The organism is Micromonospora sp. bgisy143, from assembly GCF_057708145.1.
Genome location: NZ_JBYIRN010000045.1, coordinates 20,464 through 34,362, shown reverse-complemented (window position 1 = coordinate 34,362; position 13,899 = coordinate 20,464). Strand labels below are relative to the sequence as shown.

The 13,899-nt window shown below is 73.5% G+C and carries 13 protein-coding genes; 5 read left to right on the top strand and 8 right to left on the bottom strand.

The features are described from left to right. Window positions 1-116: 116 nt before the first annotated feature. The 4 genes from AC3EN4_RS30715 to AC3EN4_RS30700 form a co-directional block, all read right to left on the bottom strand. Window positions 117-1,076: an asparaginase gene (locus AC3EN4_RS30715; RefSeq protein WP_435209913.1), complete on the bottom strand. Its 960-nt coding sequence runs from the start codon at window positions 1,074-1,076 to the stop codon at window positions 117-119. Between the two features lie 94 nt (window positions 1,077-1,170). After that, window positions 1,171-1,998 carry a beta-keto acid cleavage family enzyme gene (locus AC3EN4_RS30710; RefSeq protein ID WP_435209911.1) on the bottom strand — a complete coding sequence of 276 codons (828 nt, stop codon included), beginning with the start codon at window positions 1,996-1,998 and terminating at the stop codon, window positions 1,171-1,173. A gap of 23 nt (window positions 1,999-2,021) precedes the next feature. Next, the gene (ygfZ, locus tag AC3EN4_RS30705; RefSeq protein WP_435209909.1) at window positions 2,022-3,134 is read right to left on the bottom strand and encodes a CAF17-like 4Fe-4S cluster assembly/insertion protein YgfZ; all 1,113 of its coding nucleotides are present in this window, start codon (window positions 3,132-3,134) and stop codon (window positions 2,022-2,024) included. Continuing rightward, window positions 3,131-3,559, bottom strand: a complete 429-nt coding sequence (locus AC3EN4_RS30700; RefSeq protein WP_435209907.1) for a Fur family transcriptional regulator — start codon at window positions 3,557-3,559, stop codon at window positions 3,131-3,133. Before AC3EN4_RS30700 ends, ygfZ begins: the two co-directional genes overlap by 4 nt. A gap of 68 nt (window positions 3,560-3,627) precedes the next feature. Between AC3EN4_RS30700 and AC3EN4_RS30695 the strand changes: the two genes are divergently transcribed. Beyond that, window positions 3,628-4,509 (top strand): aminotransferase class IV, encoded by an 882-nt coding sequence (locus AC3EN4_RS30695; RefSeq protein WP_435209905.1) that lies wholly within the window; start codon window positions 3,628-3,630, stop codon window positions 4,507-4,509. 11 nt (window positions 4,510-4,520) lie between these two features. Here the strand turns inward: AC3EN4_RS30695 and AC3EN4_RS30690 are convergent, their stop codons facing one another. Together AC3EN4_RS30690 and mtfM are read right to left on the bottom strand one after the other, a co-directional pair. Further along, window positions 4,521-5,111, bottom strand: coding sequence for a heme-binding beta-barrel domain-containing protein (locus AC3EN4_RS30690; RefSeq protein WP_421473394.1), 591 nt, complete (start codon window positions 5,109-5,111; stop codon window positions 4,521-4,523). Window positions 5,112-5,118: 7 nt separating this feature from the next. Then, window positions 5,119-5,223, bottom strand: a complete 105-nt coding sequence (gene mtfM / locus AC3EN4_RS30685) for a small membrane protein MtfM (protein WP_030327764.1) — start codon at window positions 5,221-5,223, stop codon at window positions 5,119-5,121. Between the two features lie 12 nt (window positions 5,224-5,235). On the opposite strand from mtfM, the gene AC3EN4_RS30680 reads away from it, so the two are divergent. From AC3EN4_RS30680 to AC3EN4_RS30670, 3 genes are read left to right on the top strand one after another with little or no spacing between them, the layout of a single operon-like run. Then, window positions 5,236-5,610, top strand: a complete 375-nt coding sequence (locus AC3EN4_RS30680; RefSeq protein WP_421473395.1) for a DsrE family protein — start codon at window positions 5,236-5,238, stop codon at window positions 5,608-5,610. A gap of 55 nt (window positions 5,611-5,665) precedes the next feature. Beyond that, entirely contained in the window at window positions 5,666-6,046 is a 381-nt protein-coding gene (locus AC3EN4_RS30675; RefSeq protein ID WP_435209903.1) for a hypothetical protein, read from the top strand. Beyond that, a complete protein-coding gene (locus AC3EN4_RS30670; protein ID WP_435209902.1) occupies window positions 6,043-8,097 on the top strand; it encodes an amylo-alpha-1,6-glucosidase in 2,055 nt (684 codons plus the stop codon). The genes AC3EN4_RS30675 and AC3EN4_RS30670 overlap by 4 nt, the downstream gene beginning before the upstream one ends. A gap of 9 nt (window positions 8,098-8,106) precedes the next feature. Here the strand turns inward: AC3EN4_RS30670 and AC3EN4_RS30665 are convergent, their stop codons facing one another. Further along, on the bottom strand, window positions 8,107-8,961 hold the full coding sequence (locus tag AC3EN4_RS30665; RefSeq protein ID WP_435209901.1) for a hypothetical protein: 855 nt from the start codon (window positions 8,959-8,961) through the stop codon (window positions 8,107-8,109). A 186-nt stretch (window positions 8,962-9,147) separates the two neighbouring features. Here AC3EN4_RS30665 and AC3EN4_RS30660 point away from each other — a divergent pair, with 186 nt between their 5' ends. Beyond that, a complete protein-coding gene (locus AC3EN4_RS30660; protein ID WP_435209915.1) occupies window positions 9,148-13,503 on the top strand; it encodes a S8 family serine peptidase in 4,356 nt (1,451 codons plus the stop codon). Window positions 13,504-13,578: 75 nt separating this feature from the next. On the opposite strand, the gene AC3EN4_RS30655 is transcribed toward AC3EN4_RS30660, so the two are convergent. Then, window positions 13,579-13,899: a DUF1416 domain-containing protein gene (locus tag AC3EN4_RS30655; protein ID WP_422737132.1), complete on the bottom strand. Its 321-nt coding sequence runs from the start codon at window positions 13,897-13,899 to the stop codon at window positions 13,579-13,581.

Here is a 13,899-nt window from a genome sequence, read left to right as displayed (position 1 = left end):
TGACAACAACTTCATGATCAACGGCGGGGACGGGCGCCCGGGGGCGGCGCGGGGGCGGGCGCGGGGGCGGGGGCGGGGGCGGGGGCGGGGGGCTTGTGGGTGTGCGGGCGCCTTGGTTACCAGAGGGGGCGGACCGCGCCGACCGGGACGCCGCCGCCGAAGAGCGGCACCTCGGCGTACTCGGTCAGCACCGGTGCCTGCACCCCGAGCCGCCGCAGCGCGGAGACCAGCACCGGCATCCGCGCCCGGTCAGCGCCATCGTCGATCTTCAGGGCCACCGCGCCGACGCCCGGCAGCCCGACCGCGAACACGCCCTCGGCGCCGATCTTGGCCAGCAGGCCCGGAACACCGCGCATCAGCCGGGTGTCGTCGGCCTGGGTGCCACCCACGATCTCCGGGTACGCACGCATGGCGTCGGCCACCCGGCGCGGCGCCGAGCCCGGCTCGGCATCGACAAGCCGCAGGTACGCGCCGGCCAAGCCGGTCAGCGATACCGCGAGCACCGGCGCGCCGCAGCCGTCCACGCCCACCGCCGCCACCGACTCACCGGTGAACTCCTCGACGGTCGCCCGCAACCGCTGCTGCAACGGGTGCTCCGGCCGCCAGTAGCCGTCCCGGGGCCAACCGGCGGCCTCGCAGGTCAGCAGCATTCCGCTGTGCTTGCCGGAACAGTTCATCTGCACCCGGGTCGGCCCGCCCCCGGCGCGCAGCACCGCCTCCCGGGCCGCCACGCCCGCCGGCAGGTCGGGCGGGCAGTGCAGCGCGGCGGCGTCCAGTCCGGCCCGGTCGAGCAGCGCGTCGACCCGGGCCAGGTGGAAGTCCTCCCCCGCGTGGCTGGCCGAGACCAGCGCCAGGTCGGCCGGATCGGTGAGCGGCAGGCCGGCGCGGAGCATCCCGATCGTCTGCATCGGCTTGCTGGCCGAACGCGGGAAGACCGGTGCGGTCACGTCCCCGGCTGCGGCCAACGGCGCCCCGGTCGCGTCCAGCACCACCACCGAGCCGCGGTGCCCACCCTCCACGAACCCGGACCGGACCACCTCGGCGAGCGGCACGCCGCCCTCGTACGTCTTTCCCACGTGCTGGACGGTACCCAGCGGATCGGGTCGCCCGTCGGCGGGGTGACCAGGTCGTCCACCGGCCGAGTGACAGGGGCGCGGGAAGCCCTCGGCCTTACAGCCCGAGCAGCGTGCGGGCCTCGACGGTGGTCAACGGCGGCCGCTGGGCGAGTTGGGCGAAGCCGACCGCGCGGGCGACCAACTGCATGTTGGACTCGACCGGGCGACCCTTGGCGTACGTCACCGTGTCCTCCATGCCGACCCGCAGGTGTCCGCCGGTCGACAACGAGGCTAGCAGTACGGGGATGGTGCTGCGGCCGATGCCGGTGGCCGAGAACGTGGTGCCCTCGGGCAGGTCCCGCAGCATCCGGTGCGCGGCCACCAGCGTCTCGGTGGTGCCCGGCATCCCGCCCGGCACACCCATCACGAAGTCGACGTGCACGTGCCCGCCCGCCGGCAGCCCGTACTTGCCGAGCAACCGCTGCAACGCGGACAGGTGGCCGAGGTCGAAGATCTCGTACTCCGGCACGATCCCCCGCTCCTGCATGCGGGTGTGCAGGTCGACGATGAACTCCCAGCGGTTGAGGAAGACATCGTCGCCGAAGTTGACCGTGCCCATGGTGCAGGAGGCCATGTCGGGGCGCGCGTCGAGCACGGCGAGCCGGGCAGCCTCCGGATCGGTCACCGCGCCGCCCGAGGAGAGCTGCACGATCAGGTCGGTGCTCTCCCGCAGCGCCGCCACCGTCTCGGCCAGGCGGGCCGGGTCGAGGGTCGGCCGGGCCTCGTCGTCGCGGATGTGGACGTGGATCACGGCGGCACCGAGCGCCTCGCACTCCTTGGCGGTGAGCAGCAACTCGTCCAGGGTCACCGGCAGCGCCGGAACCTCCGCCTTGGCCGACTCCGCCCCGGTCGGGGCCACCGTGATCAACGTCCCTGTCGTCATGCCGGCGATCCTAGACGTGCCGGTCAGGATGGGTCGATCGCCGCCACGGTCTCGCCGATCATCAGGGCGGCGTCGTCCGGGACGTTCCGCTTCAGCACGGCGAGGGCGACCTGACCCAGTTCGTGGTGCAGCACAGCGGTGCCCACGAAACCCACCGCCCGGCCATCGAGGGTCACCGGCGTACCGGCGGCCGGCGGCTGGTCGGTGGTCACCCCGTCGAGGTGCAGCAGCACCAGGCGGCGCGGCGGCCGGCCCAGGTTGTGCACCCGGGCGACCGTCTCCTGACCCCGGTAGCAGCCCTTGTCCAGGTGCACCGCCGGGCCGATCAGGTCCACCTCGGCCGGGATGGTCCGGTGATCGGTGTCCACCCCCACCCGGGGCTGCCGGGCGGCCACCCGGATCGCCTCGTACGCCCAGAGGCCGGCGACCGGTACGCCCGCGCCGCGCAGCTCGGCGACCACCTGCTCCATCGCCGAGCGGGGCACCAGCAGGTCCACCCCGAGGAGGCCACGTCGCGCCCAGCCGCCGATCGGCAGCGGGCGGACGTCGTACCGGATGCCCGCCCGGGGTGGCACAGCCCCGGCGGCGAACTTCGGACCCGGCACCGGGAGCAGGTCCGGTGCGGCCAGCCCGGTCACGCCGAGCGTGCCCACGGCCTCCGCCGCCGCCGGACCGACAAGCGACAGCAGCGCCCGTTCGGCGGTGGCGTCGCGGGGGTCGACCTTGCTGAAGAACCGCATCTTCTCCAGGTATCCCAGCAGGCCCTCGGTCGCTCCCGGCTCGGTGTCCAGCCAGGTGGTCTCGCCGTCCTCGGCGACCAGGGCGTGCTGCTCGACGTGCCCGTGCGGGGAGAGCACCAGCAGCTCGGTGCCCTCACCGGCGGCCAGCGTCGACAGGTGCTGCGAGGTGATCGTGTGCAGCCAACCGGCACGCTCCTCGCCGGGCACCGCGACGATCCCCCGGTGGGAGCGGTCGACCAGGCCGACCTCGGTGTCCAGCACGCGCTGCTCGCGCAGCGGGTCGCCGTAGTGCGCGGCCACCCCCCGCACGCCTGCGGCGACGTGCGCCGGGTCCGGCTGGTCGCGGCTGGCCTCGTCGATGCTCTCGACGGCCACCGCGCCCGCAATGTCGATCATGTGTGGTCCCCGTTCTCGCAACGGCCGCAGACGCCGAAGAGTGACACGTGCCCGATGTCCACCTGGAAACCGCGCTGCGCGACCAACTGCTCGGCGAGCGGACGGAGCAGCTCAGGATCGATCTCGTCGATCGCGCCGCACTCCCGGCAGACCAGGTGGACGTGTTGGTGCTCACCCGCCGCGTGATAGGTCGGCGAACCGTGCGACAGGTGGGTGTGCGTCACCAGGCCGAGCCGTTCCAGCAGCTCCAGCGTGCGGTAGATGGTGGTGATGTTGACCCCGGCGGCGACCTCTCGCACGGCGGCGTGCACCCGCTCCGGGGTGGCGTGGCCCAGATCGAGTACCGCCTGGAGCACGAGCTGCCGTTGGGCCGTCAACCGCAGTCCACGGGCCCGGAGCATTTCCGCGAGGGAGGATTCGGACACCGTCCGATCATAGTTCGGCGATCGCGCCGGTCCCCCGCGCGCGGCGTCCGCCGCTACGCTCGACGGTCATGGTGACGTCGTCCGCCGGTAATGTCCCGGCCAACCCGAGCACCCGGATCGCCGTGCTCGGACGGGGCCCGATTCCGGCGGACGAGCCCGTGCTGCGCGGCGACGACCTGGGCGTCCTGCGCGGCGACGGGCTCTTCGAGTCGATGCACCTGCGCCAGGGGCGACCGTGGCTACGCGACGAGCACCTGGCCCGGCTGGTCACGGCGGCGGCAGCCGTCGAGCTGGACCTGCCGCCCACCGACGCGCTGACCGACCTGCTCGACTCGGTGCTCGCGGGCTGGCCGGCGGAGGTGGAGGGCGCGCTGCGGCTGGTGTGCACCCGGGGCTCGGAGGCCGGCGGTCCGCCGACCGTCTACGCCACGTTGACCGCGGTACCGGCGTCGTCGCTGGCGGCGCGACGGGCCGGGATAACCGTGGCCGTCCTGCCGCTGGGGGTGCCCGCCGACGCCCGTACCGGGCTGGACTGGCTGCCGGCGGGGATCAAGTCCACCTCGTACGCGGTCAACAGCGCCGCCCGCCGGTGGGCGCGACGGGCCGGGGTGGACGACGTGCTCTGGGTCTCGTCCGACGGGTACGCCCTGGAGGGGCCGACCGCCAACGTGGTGTGGCTCACCGGCGACACGATCTGCACGGTGCCCGCCGCCACCACCGGCATCCTGCCCGGCACGACCATCGCCTGGCTGCTCGCCCACGCGCACGAGCTGGGCCTGGAGGGCGCCGAACGGATGGTGACGCCGGCCGAGCTGCACGCCGCCGACGGCGTCTGGTTCAGCTCCTCGGTACGCGGACTCGCCGAGGTCCGGATGCTGGACGGGGTACGCCGGGACCCCTGCCCGCGTACCCCGGCCCTGCACGAGCTGCTGGGTTTCCCCGTCGACTGAGCCGTCAGCCGTCAGCCGCCGACCCGGACGAGCCGCGCCGACAGGTGCGGGCTGAGCGGGTGACCCATCGCGGCCATCTCCTGGGCGTAGAGCAGCGCGCCCTCCACGATGCCGAAGAGGCGGTGCCCCCCGGTGACCTCCTTGGCGGTCGCCGTCCGCACCACCGCGTCGGTGGCGAACTCGACCTGGGTGCCGGTGCGCTTGCCGAGGTGCAGTTCCATTACCCCGGTGGGAGTCGTGAGCAGCGCCTCCAGCTCGTCGGTGGCGCGGCCGTCCACCAGCACCGGTCGCCACCAGCCGACCTCACGGCCGGCCGGACGAACGGGCCGGCTCTGCTCGTCGAGGATCCAGGCCCGCGACTCGTAGTGCAGGAACGGCCGGCCGTCGTGGCTGATCTTGATTTCCTGCGCGTAGTCGAAGTCCTCGATGGTGGGGAAGCCACCCTTGCCCCGACCACGCCACAGACCGATGTACGGCAGCAGCCCGTCCAGCGCGGGGTGCAGCTTCGGGCCGACGCGCAGGTCGTAGCTCTCCTCGTACGGGTACTCCTCGACCGGCGGCGCGTTCAGCCACGGCGGTTGCAGCGGATTCTCGTCGCTCACTGTGCGCTCACCAACGTCCCCTTGAAATCCTTACCGCCAGGTAGACCAAGCCGCCGGCGAGTCCGCCCAGGCCGGCGACCAGCAGGCTGACGAACCCGATCTCGGTAACCATCGTGACCATCCTATGCTGGGCCTCATGGCCCGCTCTCTCGTCGTCAAGGTCACCGCCGGGGCGGACGCCCCGGAGCGCTGCGCGCAGGCGTTCACGGTCGCCGCCACGGCGGTCGCGGCCGGCGTGGACGTCTCGCTCTGGCTGACCGGGGAGTCGACCTGGTTCGCGCTGCCCGGTCGCGCCCAGGAATTCGAGCTGCCGCACTCCGCGCCGCTGGCCGAGCTGCTGCACGTCGTCCTGACCAGCGGCCAGGTGACCGCCTGCACCCAGTGCGCGGCCCGTCGCGAGATCGGCCCGGAGGACGTACTGCCCGGCGTACGGATCGCGGGCGCCGCGGTCTTCGTCGAGGAGGCGATGACCGAGGGCGCGCAGGCGCTCGTCTACTGACCCCTGGAGTGCCAATACCGACCCGGCAACCCGAGGCGCTGCCTACGATTCGGGAGTGACCGAGGCGACCCAGAGGTTCTTCGAATCCCTGCCGGCGCGGGCACGGACGGTCCTGCGCGGCCCGGTGGCCGGAACCCTCCAGATCGACCTCGGCATCGACCACCAGACCGAGCACTGGCTGGTCCGGATGCGGCCCGGAGAGGCACAGGCCACTCGCGAGCGGGGTCCGGCCGACGCCATCTGGTACAGCAGCGCGGCCCTGTTCGACAGGTTGATCGCCGGGGAGTCCCAGGCGCTCGCCGCCGTGCTGCGCAACGAGAGCACCTTCAGCGGTGACGTGAAGCTCTTCCTGGCCTTCCGCCGCTTCTTCCCGGACCCACCGGGCACCCGGGACCCGCGCGAGGTCGCCCGCGAGGTAGTCGGACGGCGGTCGTGAAGGACCTCGTCAGCATCCTGGACGGCAACACCTTCCTGGTCAGTGACCGTCGGGGGGACATCGAGCCGTCCTTCGACTTCCCGACCGGGCTGTTCTCCTTCGACACCCGCTTCCTGTCGAGCTGGGTGCTCACCCTCGACGGGCAGCGGTTGCACGCCCTCTCCGTGGACGACAGCGAGTCGTACCGGACCACGTTCTTCCTCGCGCCCGGCGAACCCACCCACTACCTGGACGCCAAGGCCTCGATGATCCGCAGTCGGGAGATCGGCAGCGGCTTCGACGAGGAACTGACCGTCCTCAACCACTCCGGCGACGCGGCCGAGTTCACCGTCCGAATCGAGATGGGCAGCGACTTCGCCGACCTGTTCGAGATCAAACACGCCCAACAGAAGGTGGGCCGCACGACGATCGAGGAGGCCGACGGCGCGCTGCGCCTGACGTACCGGCGGGAGGCTTTCCACCGGGAGACCCTGATCCGCTCCTCGGCGCCGGCGCAGGTCGACGCCGCCGGGATGACGTTCCGGGTCCGGATCGGCCGCAACGGCGAGTGGCGGACCCGGATACAGGTTTCCACCACCGTCTTCGGCGCGCGGGGCGAGGACATCCGGGCGACCCTGCCGTACGCGGGCGGGCGCGGCGGGGACGCCATCCGGGCCGAACACCGGGATCTGATCGACCGGGCGCCGACGCTCGGCTGTGACTGCGAGCCCTTGGCCGGGGCGTACCGGCGCAGCCTCAACGACCTGGCCGCGCTGCGCTACGAGTCGATCGCCCTGGGCGTACGGCTGATCGCCGCCGGGCTGCCGTGGTTCATGACCCTCTTCGGTCGGGACAGCATCATCACCTCGTTGCAGGTGCTGCCGTTCCTGCCGGGACTGGTCCCGCCGACCGTCCAGATGCTCGGCGGCCTACAGGGGCACCGGGTGGACGACTTCCGGGACGAGGAGCCCGGCAAGATCCTGCACGAGCTGCGGTACGGGGAGACCGCCGGCTTCGAGGAGCAGCCCCACTCGCCGTACTACGGATCGGCGGACTCGACGCCACTGTTCGTCATCCTGGTCGACGAGTACGAGCGCTGGACCGGCGACACCGCACTGGTCCAGCAGTTGGAGCCGCAGATCCGCGCCGCGTTGGACTGGATCGACACCTACGGCGACCTGCTCGGCACCGGCTATGTCTGGTACCGCACCCGCAACCCGGAGACCGGCTTGGAGAACCAGTGCTGGAAGGACTCCTGGGACGGCATCTCGTACGCCGACGGCCGGCTCCCCGGCTTCCCCCGGGCCACCTGCGAGTTACAGGGTTACGCGTACGACGCGAAGGTCCGTGCCGCCCGGCTGGCCCGCCAGGTATGGAACGACCCGGCGTACGCCGACCGGCTGGAACGGGAGGCCTCGGAGCTCAAGCAGCGGTTCAACCGCGACTTCTGGATCGCCGACCGCGAGTACTACGCGCTGGCCCTGGACGCCGACGGTCAGCAGGTCGACGCGCTGACGTCGAACATCGGGCACCTGCTGTGGAGCGGGATCGTGGACGAGCCGCGGGCCGGCAAGGTGGTCGAACACCTGCTCGGGCCGCGGCTCTTCTCCGGCTGGGGGGTACGGACCCTGGCCGAGGGCGAGGGCCGGTACAACCCGATCGGGTACCACGTCGGCACCGTCTGGCCGTTCGACAACTCGATCATCGCCTGGGGGCTGGGCCGGTACGGCTACCGGGAGGAGGCCGGGATGCTCTGCGAAGCCATGCTGGCCGCGTCCACGTACTTCGGCGGGCGGCTGCCGGAGGCGTTCGCCGGCTACGCCCGCAGCCGCACCGGCTACCCGGTGGAGTACCCCACCGCGTGCAGCCCGCAGGCCTGGTCGAGCGGTACCCCGCTGCTGTTGCTGCGGGTGATGCTCGGGCTGGAACCGCAGGGCGAGCACCTGATCATCGATCCGGCCGTGCCGCCGGGCATGGGCCGGGTGGAACTGCTGGACATCCCCGGCCGCTGGGGCCAGGTCGACGCGCTGGGGCGCAGCCGCGAGGCCGACGGTCGCGGAACGGACGGCTGACCCGCCGACTCAGCCGGGGCAGCCGAGGGTGGCGGCCACCCGCGCGGCGTCCGGGCCGAGTTCGGCGAGCACGGTGACGTCGCCGGTGCGGTACGCGTACACCGGTGGGTTGTCCAGCAGTGGTGCGCCGCCGGCCAGCGCGGCGAGCGCGCCGGTCTCGGCCGGGCCGGGACCGGCGGCGGACCGTGCGGTACGGGCCAGCGTGCCGTCCGGACACGGCGCGGTGACCAGGTCCGGCGCGTCAGCGGTCGGCCGGCCCAGCGCGGTGAGGGCGGCCGTGAGGGCCGCCGTCTCCGGGCCGGCGGTGGTGGCCGGCGTCGGATCGTGACCGGCGCCCGGCGGCCGACAGCCGGTGTCGACGGTCAACCGCAGCCTGCCGTCTCCGGTCGGCCGCCCCGCGACGGCGACGAACTCCCCGGCGTCGGCGCGCAGTTCCGGACCGTCCAGACCGGTACCGACCCCGGCCCGCCAGTTCGCCGGCAGCCGGTCGGCGATGCCGGTCAGTACCGTCCGCTCGGTGCCGGCGGACGCCAACACACCGACCTCGCGACGCAGCCTCGCGCCGTCGGCGAGTGGGGTGACCCGGCAACCCGCGCTGACCCGGGCCGGTCCCAGCTCCAGCAGCCCGGCCGGGCCGGCAGCCCGGGCCAGCTCGCCGACCGCCCGGTCGACCACCGGGGCGGCCTCGGCCAGGGTGCGCTGCTCGCGCACCGTCGGCGGATCGTCGCGGACCGACAGCCAGGTGAGCCCGGCCAGCAACAGAGCCCACAGCACGGTCGCAACCGGCAGCCAGCGCCGCCCACGCCGCGCCGGCGGGGCGGGATCGCTCGACGAGGGCCAACCCGTCTGGACAGCACCGCTCACCCGGCCATGGTGTCACGGGCCGTCCGGCCCGCCGCACGGCAGTCGTCGGCGGTCCGGCCGCCCGCCCTTCAACCGGAATAACGCCAGGTCAGCGGCCGATCGTTAGGTATTGAGCACCGTCCGAGCAGGTCCCGAACCCAGCGGGACCCCACATGGGGAGGAACAGTGCTCCAACCACCACCGAAGATGAGATCCGTCCGCTGGCGAGCAGCCGTGGCCTGTGGCGCGGCCCTGCTGGCCCTCACCGCCCAGCCCGCCGTCGCCGCCCGACCCGCGCCCACGCCCGCCCGCGTCGACCACCTGCTGCTCCGCCAACTCGGCACCACCGGCAGCGGCAGTTTCCTCGTCTACCTGCGCAGCACCGCGCCGGTGGCGCGGAGCGCGAAGCTGCGAGACCCGGACGACCGGGCCCGCGAGGTGCACCGGCTGCTCACCACCACCGCCACCCGCACCCAGCGGGGTCTGCGCGCGTTGCTCAAGACCCGCAAGGCGCCACACACCGCGTACTGGATCGCCAACGCGGTACGCGTCACCGGGAATCGCGCGCTGCTCGACGAGATCGCCAAGCGGCCCGAGGTGGCGCGGATCGAGCCCAGCCGCAGCTACCCCCTGCTGCGGCCGACCCCGGCGACCGGCAGCCGCGCGGAGGCGAACGGCCCGGAGTGGGGGCTCACCAACATCAACGCTCCGCAGGTGTGGAACGAGCTCGGCGACCGGGGCGACGGCGTGGTCGTCGCCACCATCGACAGCGGCGCCCAGTACGACCACCCGGCGCTGGTCCGCGCGTACCGCGGCAACCTCGGTGGGGGCACCTTCGACCACAACCACAACTGGTACGACCCGGCCGGTGTGTGCCCGAGCGCCGCGCCCTGCGACAACGCCGGCCACGGCACGCACACCATGGGCACGATGGTCGGCGACGACGGCGCGGGCAACCAGATCGGCGTCGCCCCCGGCGCGAAGTGGATCGCCGCGAAGGGCTGCGAGACCGACTCCTGCACCGACGCCTCGCTGCTCGCCGCCGGCCAGTGGGTGCTGGCCCCGACCGACCTGAACGGGCGGAACCCCCGCCCCGACCTGCGCCCCGACGTGGTCAACAACTCGTGGGGCGGTGCCGGCGGCGACCCCTGGTTCGAGCAGACCATCGCGGCCTGGCGGGCGGCCGGCATCTTCGGCGTCTTCTCCGCCGGCAACGACGGTCCGGCCTGCGGCAGCGCCGGCTCCCCCGGGGACAGCGCCAACGCGTACGCCGTCGGCTCGTACGACGCGCAGAACGCCATCTCCGACTTCTCCGGGCGGGGCGTCGGTACCGACGCGCGGTCGTACAAGCCGAACGTGGCCGCGCCGGGCGGCAACGTGCGCTCCAGCGTTCCCGGCGACTCGTACGCCGCCTACGACGGCACCTCGATGGCCGCACCGCACGTCTCCGGCACGGTGGCGCTGCTCTGGTCGGCCGCACCGACCCTCAAGGGCGATGTCGCCGCCACCGAGGAGCTGTTGGACCGCACCGCCCGCGACGTCGACGCCACCGCCTGCGGAGGCACCGCCGCCGACAACAACGTCTTCGGCGAGGGCCGACTGGACGCGTACGCGGCGGTGCGGGCCGCACCGCGCGGCGCCGTCGGACGGGTCACCGGCACGGTCACCACGGCCGACGGCGGGGACCCGATCGCCGGCGCGACCGTCGGCGACGGCACCCGCAGCGTCACCACCGGCGCGGACGGCCGGTACGCGCTCACCGCGCCGGCCGGCGCGGCGACGATCGGCGTCAGCGCCTACGGGTACGCCGGGCAGAGCGCCACCGTCACCGTCACCGAGGGCGGGACGGTCACCCGCGACTTCGCCCTGACGGCCAACCCGACGGTCACCGTGGCCGGCCGGATCACCGACGGATCGGGGCACGGCTGGCCGCTCTACGCCCGGATCGAGGTAGCCGGTCGTCCCGGCGCACCGGTGTTCACCGACCCGGCCACCGGTCGGTACTCGTTCACCGTGCCGGGCAACGCGACGTACCGGCTCACCGCCACCGCCCGCTACCCCGGCTACCGGACGGTCACCCGGGACGTGGTCACCGCCGGCGACCCCGTGACGGCCGACATCGCCGTACCGGTCGAGACCTCGTGCACGGCGGCCGGCTACACCGGCAGCTTCGGCACACCCCTGCTGACCGAGAGCTTCGACAGCGGCGCGACACCGGACGGCTGGTCGGTGCGAAACCACACCGATGACGGCGGCTGGACCTTCACCGACGTGGCCGAACGGGGCAACCTCACCGGCGGCAGCGGCGCCTTCGCCATCGCCGACAGCGACCGCCTCGGCTCCGGCCGGACCCAGGACACCGACCTGGTGAGCCCCACCGTCGACCTGCGCGGCACACCCGCGCCGGTGCTGCGCTTCCACAGCGACTGGCGGGCGGTCGGCGTGAGCGACACCGCCGACGTGGACGTCTCCACCGACGGCGGTACCACCTGGACCACCGTCTGGCACCAGACCACCAGCCGGCGCGGACCGGTCGTCGAGGAGGTGCCACTCGACCCGGCGACCGGGGCCGCCGCGGTACTGATCAGGTTCCGCTTCCACGGCAGCTTCGCCTGGTGGTGGCAGGTGGACGACGTGCAGGTGGTCAACCGCGACTGCGTGCCCGCCCCGGGCGGCCTGGTGGTCGGGGTGACCACCGACCGCAACACCGACACGCCGCTCGACGGGGTCACCGTGGCCGGCGTCGACCGCCCGCAGGACCGCGGCAGGTCAGCGCCGACACCGGACGACCCGAACCAGCCGGACGGCTTCTACTGGCTCTTCTCCGGGCTGACCGGGACGCGCCGGTTCACCGCCGGCCGCCCGCCGTACCAGGTGGCCACCGAGACGACGACGGTGCCGGCCGACGGGGTCCGTCGCCTCGACGTCGCGCTGGCCGCCGGCCGGCTCACCGTCACACCGGCGACCATGGAGTCGTACCAGCCGTATGCCAGCACCCGGACCGTGAAGCTGACGGTCCGCAACACCGGAACCGCGCCGGCAACCGTCAACCTGGTGGAGCGCAACGGACGGTTCGACCTGCTGTCCCGGGCGGGAGCGCCGCTACGGGAGCAGCGCAGGAAGGGGATCAGCAAGGCCCGCACCGGCACCGCGTACGACGGGACTCGGACCGGGACCGCGCCCCGGACGTCTGATGCCTGGACCGGTGTCGCCGACCTTCCGGCGGCGGTCTACGACAACGCGGCGGCCACCCTGGACGGCAAGGTCTACTCCGTCGGCGGCGGTGGCGGCAGCGGCCAGGAGCGTAAGGCCTGGCGCTACGACGCCGACACGGACACCTGGGCGGCGCTGCCCGACATGCCGAATGCCCGCGCCAAGCCGGTCACGGCCGCCGTCGGCGGCAAGCTGTACGTCCTCGGTGGCTGGGGCGCCGCCGACAGCACCGTCGCCTCGGTGGACGTGTTCGACCCGGCCACGGACACCTGGAGCACGCTGGCTCCAGCGGTCAACCCGTTCCCGGTGGCGGCGGCCGGCGGGGCGGTCACCGGTGGCAAGGTCTACCTGGTCGGTGGCTGCCGGGACAACGACTGCACCGAGTCGGATCAGCTCGTCGTCCTCGACCCGACGACGGGCACGTTCCACACCGGAGCGGCGTACCCGCACCCGGTGGCCTGGCTGTCCTGCGGCGGGATCGGCGGCGCGGTCTACTGCGCCGGTGGCACCGGCGACGCCGACTACACCGACGCCTACCGGTACGACCCCACGGCGGACGCCTGGCACCGCCTGCCCGACCTGCCGGTGGACCTCTGGGGCGCCCAGTACGCGGCGGCCGGTGACCTCCTGGTCCTGGCCGGTGGGGTCACGGCGGCGTCCACCACGGTGACCAACCGGACCATCGCGTACGACCCGGTGGCGGGGAGTTGGCGGGACCTGCCGAACGTCCAGTCCGGTCGGTACCGGGGCGCGGCCGCCTGCGGCGCGTACCGGATCGGCGGATCGCCGTCCCCCTTCGTCGGCTCGCCGGACGTTGAACGACTCAGCGGCCTGGAGTTGTGTGCCGGCGAGGCGGACCTGCCCTGGCTCACCACCGAACCGGGCACGTTCACCCTGGCGCCGGGTGCCTCCCGAAAGGTCACCGTCTCGTTGCGCGCCACGGCCGCCGCCGGGGTGGCCCAGCCGGGCACCTACTCCGGCGAGTTGGGGATCGCGTCCGACACGCCGTACCGGGTTCCGGCGGTGCCGCTGCGGATGACCGTGTCGCCGCCGGCGATCTGGGGCAGGATCCAGGGCACGGTCACCGGGGTCACCTGCGCCGGGGCCACCGTCGCGGTCGCGGCGACGGTCCGGGTGAACAGGGTGGGTACGGCGACCGGCTGGACCCTGACCGCGAACGCCCAGGGCCGGTACGTCTGGTGGCTGCCGAAGGGTCGCTACGAGGTGATCGTCGCCAGGGACGGGTGGACACCGCAGACCCACCGCACACGCGTCCGGGCCGGCCGGGTCGACACCGTCGACGTCGTCCTCGACCCGGTCTCGTCCTGCACGAGAGCCACCGGCATCTGACCGCACCCGCGATGACGACGACCGGGGCCGGCCACCCGCAGAGGGTGACCGGCCCCGGTCGATCAGAGCGGTGGGTCAGGCGACGGTGACCGTCACCTCGTTGATGCCCCGGCCGGCGGTGACGGCGGTGTCGCCGTTGCCGTGCCGGGAGAGCGCCCGCAGCGTCCAGGAGCCCGGCGCGGCGAAGAACCGGAACTGGCCGGCGGCCGAGGTGACCACCTCGGCGGTGAACTCACCGGTCGAGTCGAGCAGCCGGACGTACGCGCCGGGCACGACCTCGTCCGCCGCCGAGCGGACGATGCCGGTGATGACGGTTTCCTTCTCCAGGTCCAGGCTGGCCGGCAGGGGCGCGGCCTGGTCGGGTGCGGCGCAGCCCGCAGCGGTGGGAGCGGTCAT

Excerpts from the sequence above, each read along its gene's own strand:
- AC3EN4_RS30710 (WP_435209911.1), bottom strand. The coding sequence starts at position 1,998 with ATGACGACAGGGACGTTGATCACGGTGGCCCCGACCGGGGCGGAGTCG.
- ygfZ (WP_435209909.1), bottom strand. The coding sequence starts at position 3,134 with ATGATCGACATTGCGGGCGCGGTGGCCGTCGAGAGCATCGACGAGGCC.
- AC3EN4_RS30695 (WP_435209905.1), top strand. The coding sequence starts at position 3,628 with ATGGTGACGTCGTCCGCCGGTAATGTCCCGGCCAACCCGAGCACCCGG.
- mtfM (WP_030327764.1), bottom strand. The coding sequence starts at position 5,223 with ATGGTTACCGAGATCGGGTTCGTCAGCCTGCTGGTCGCCGGCCTGGGC.
- AC3EN4_RS30680 (WP_421473395.1), top strand. The coding sequence starts at position 5,236 with ATGCTGGGCCTCATGGCCCGCTCTCTCGTCGTCAAGGTCACCGCCGGG.
- AC3EN4_RS30660 (WP_435209915.1), top strand. The coding sequence starts at position 9,148 with ATGAGATCCGTCCGCTGGCGAGCAGCCGTGGCCTGTGGCGCGGCCCTG.
- AC3EN4_RS30655 (WP_422737132.1), bottom strand. The coding sequence starts at position 13,899 with ATGACCGCTCCCACCGCTGCGGGCTGCGCCGCACCCGACCAGGCCGCG.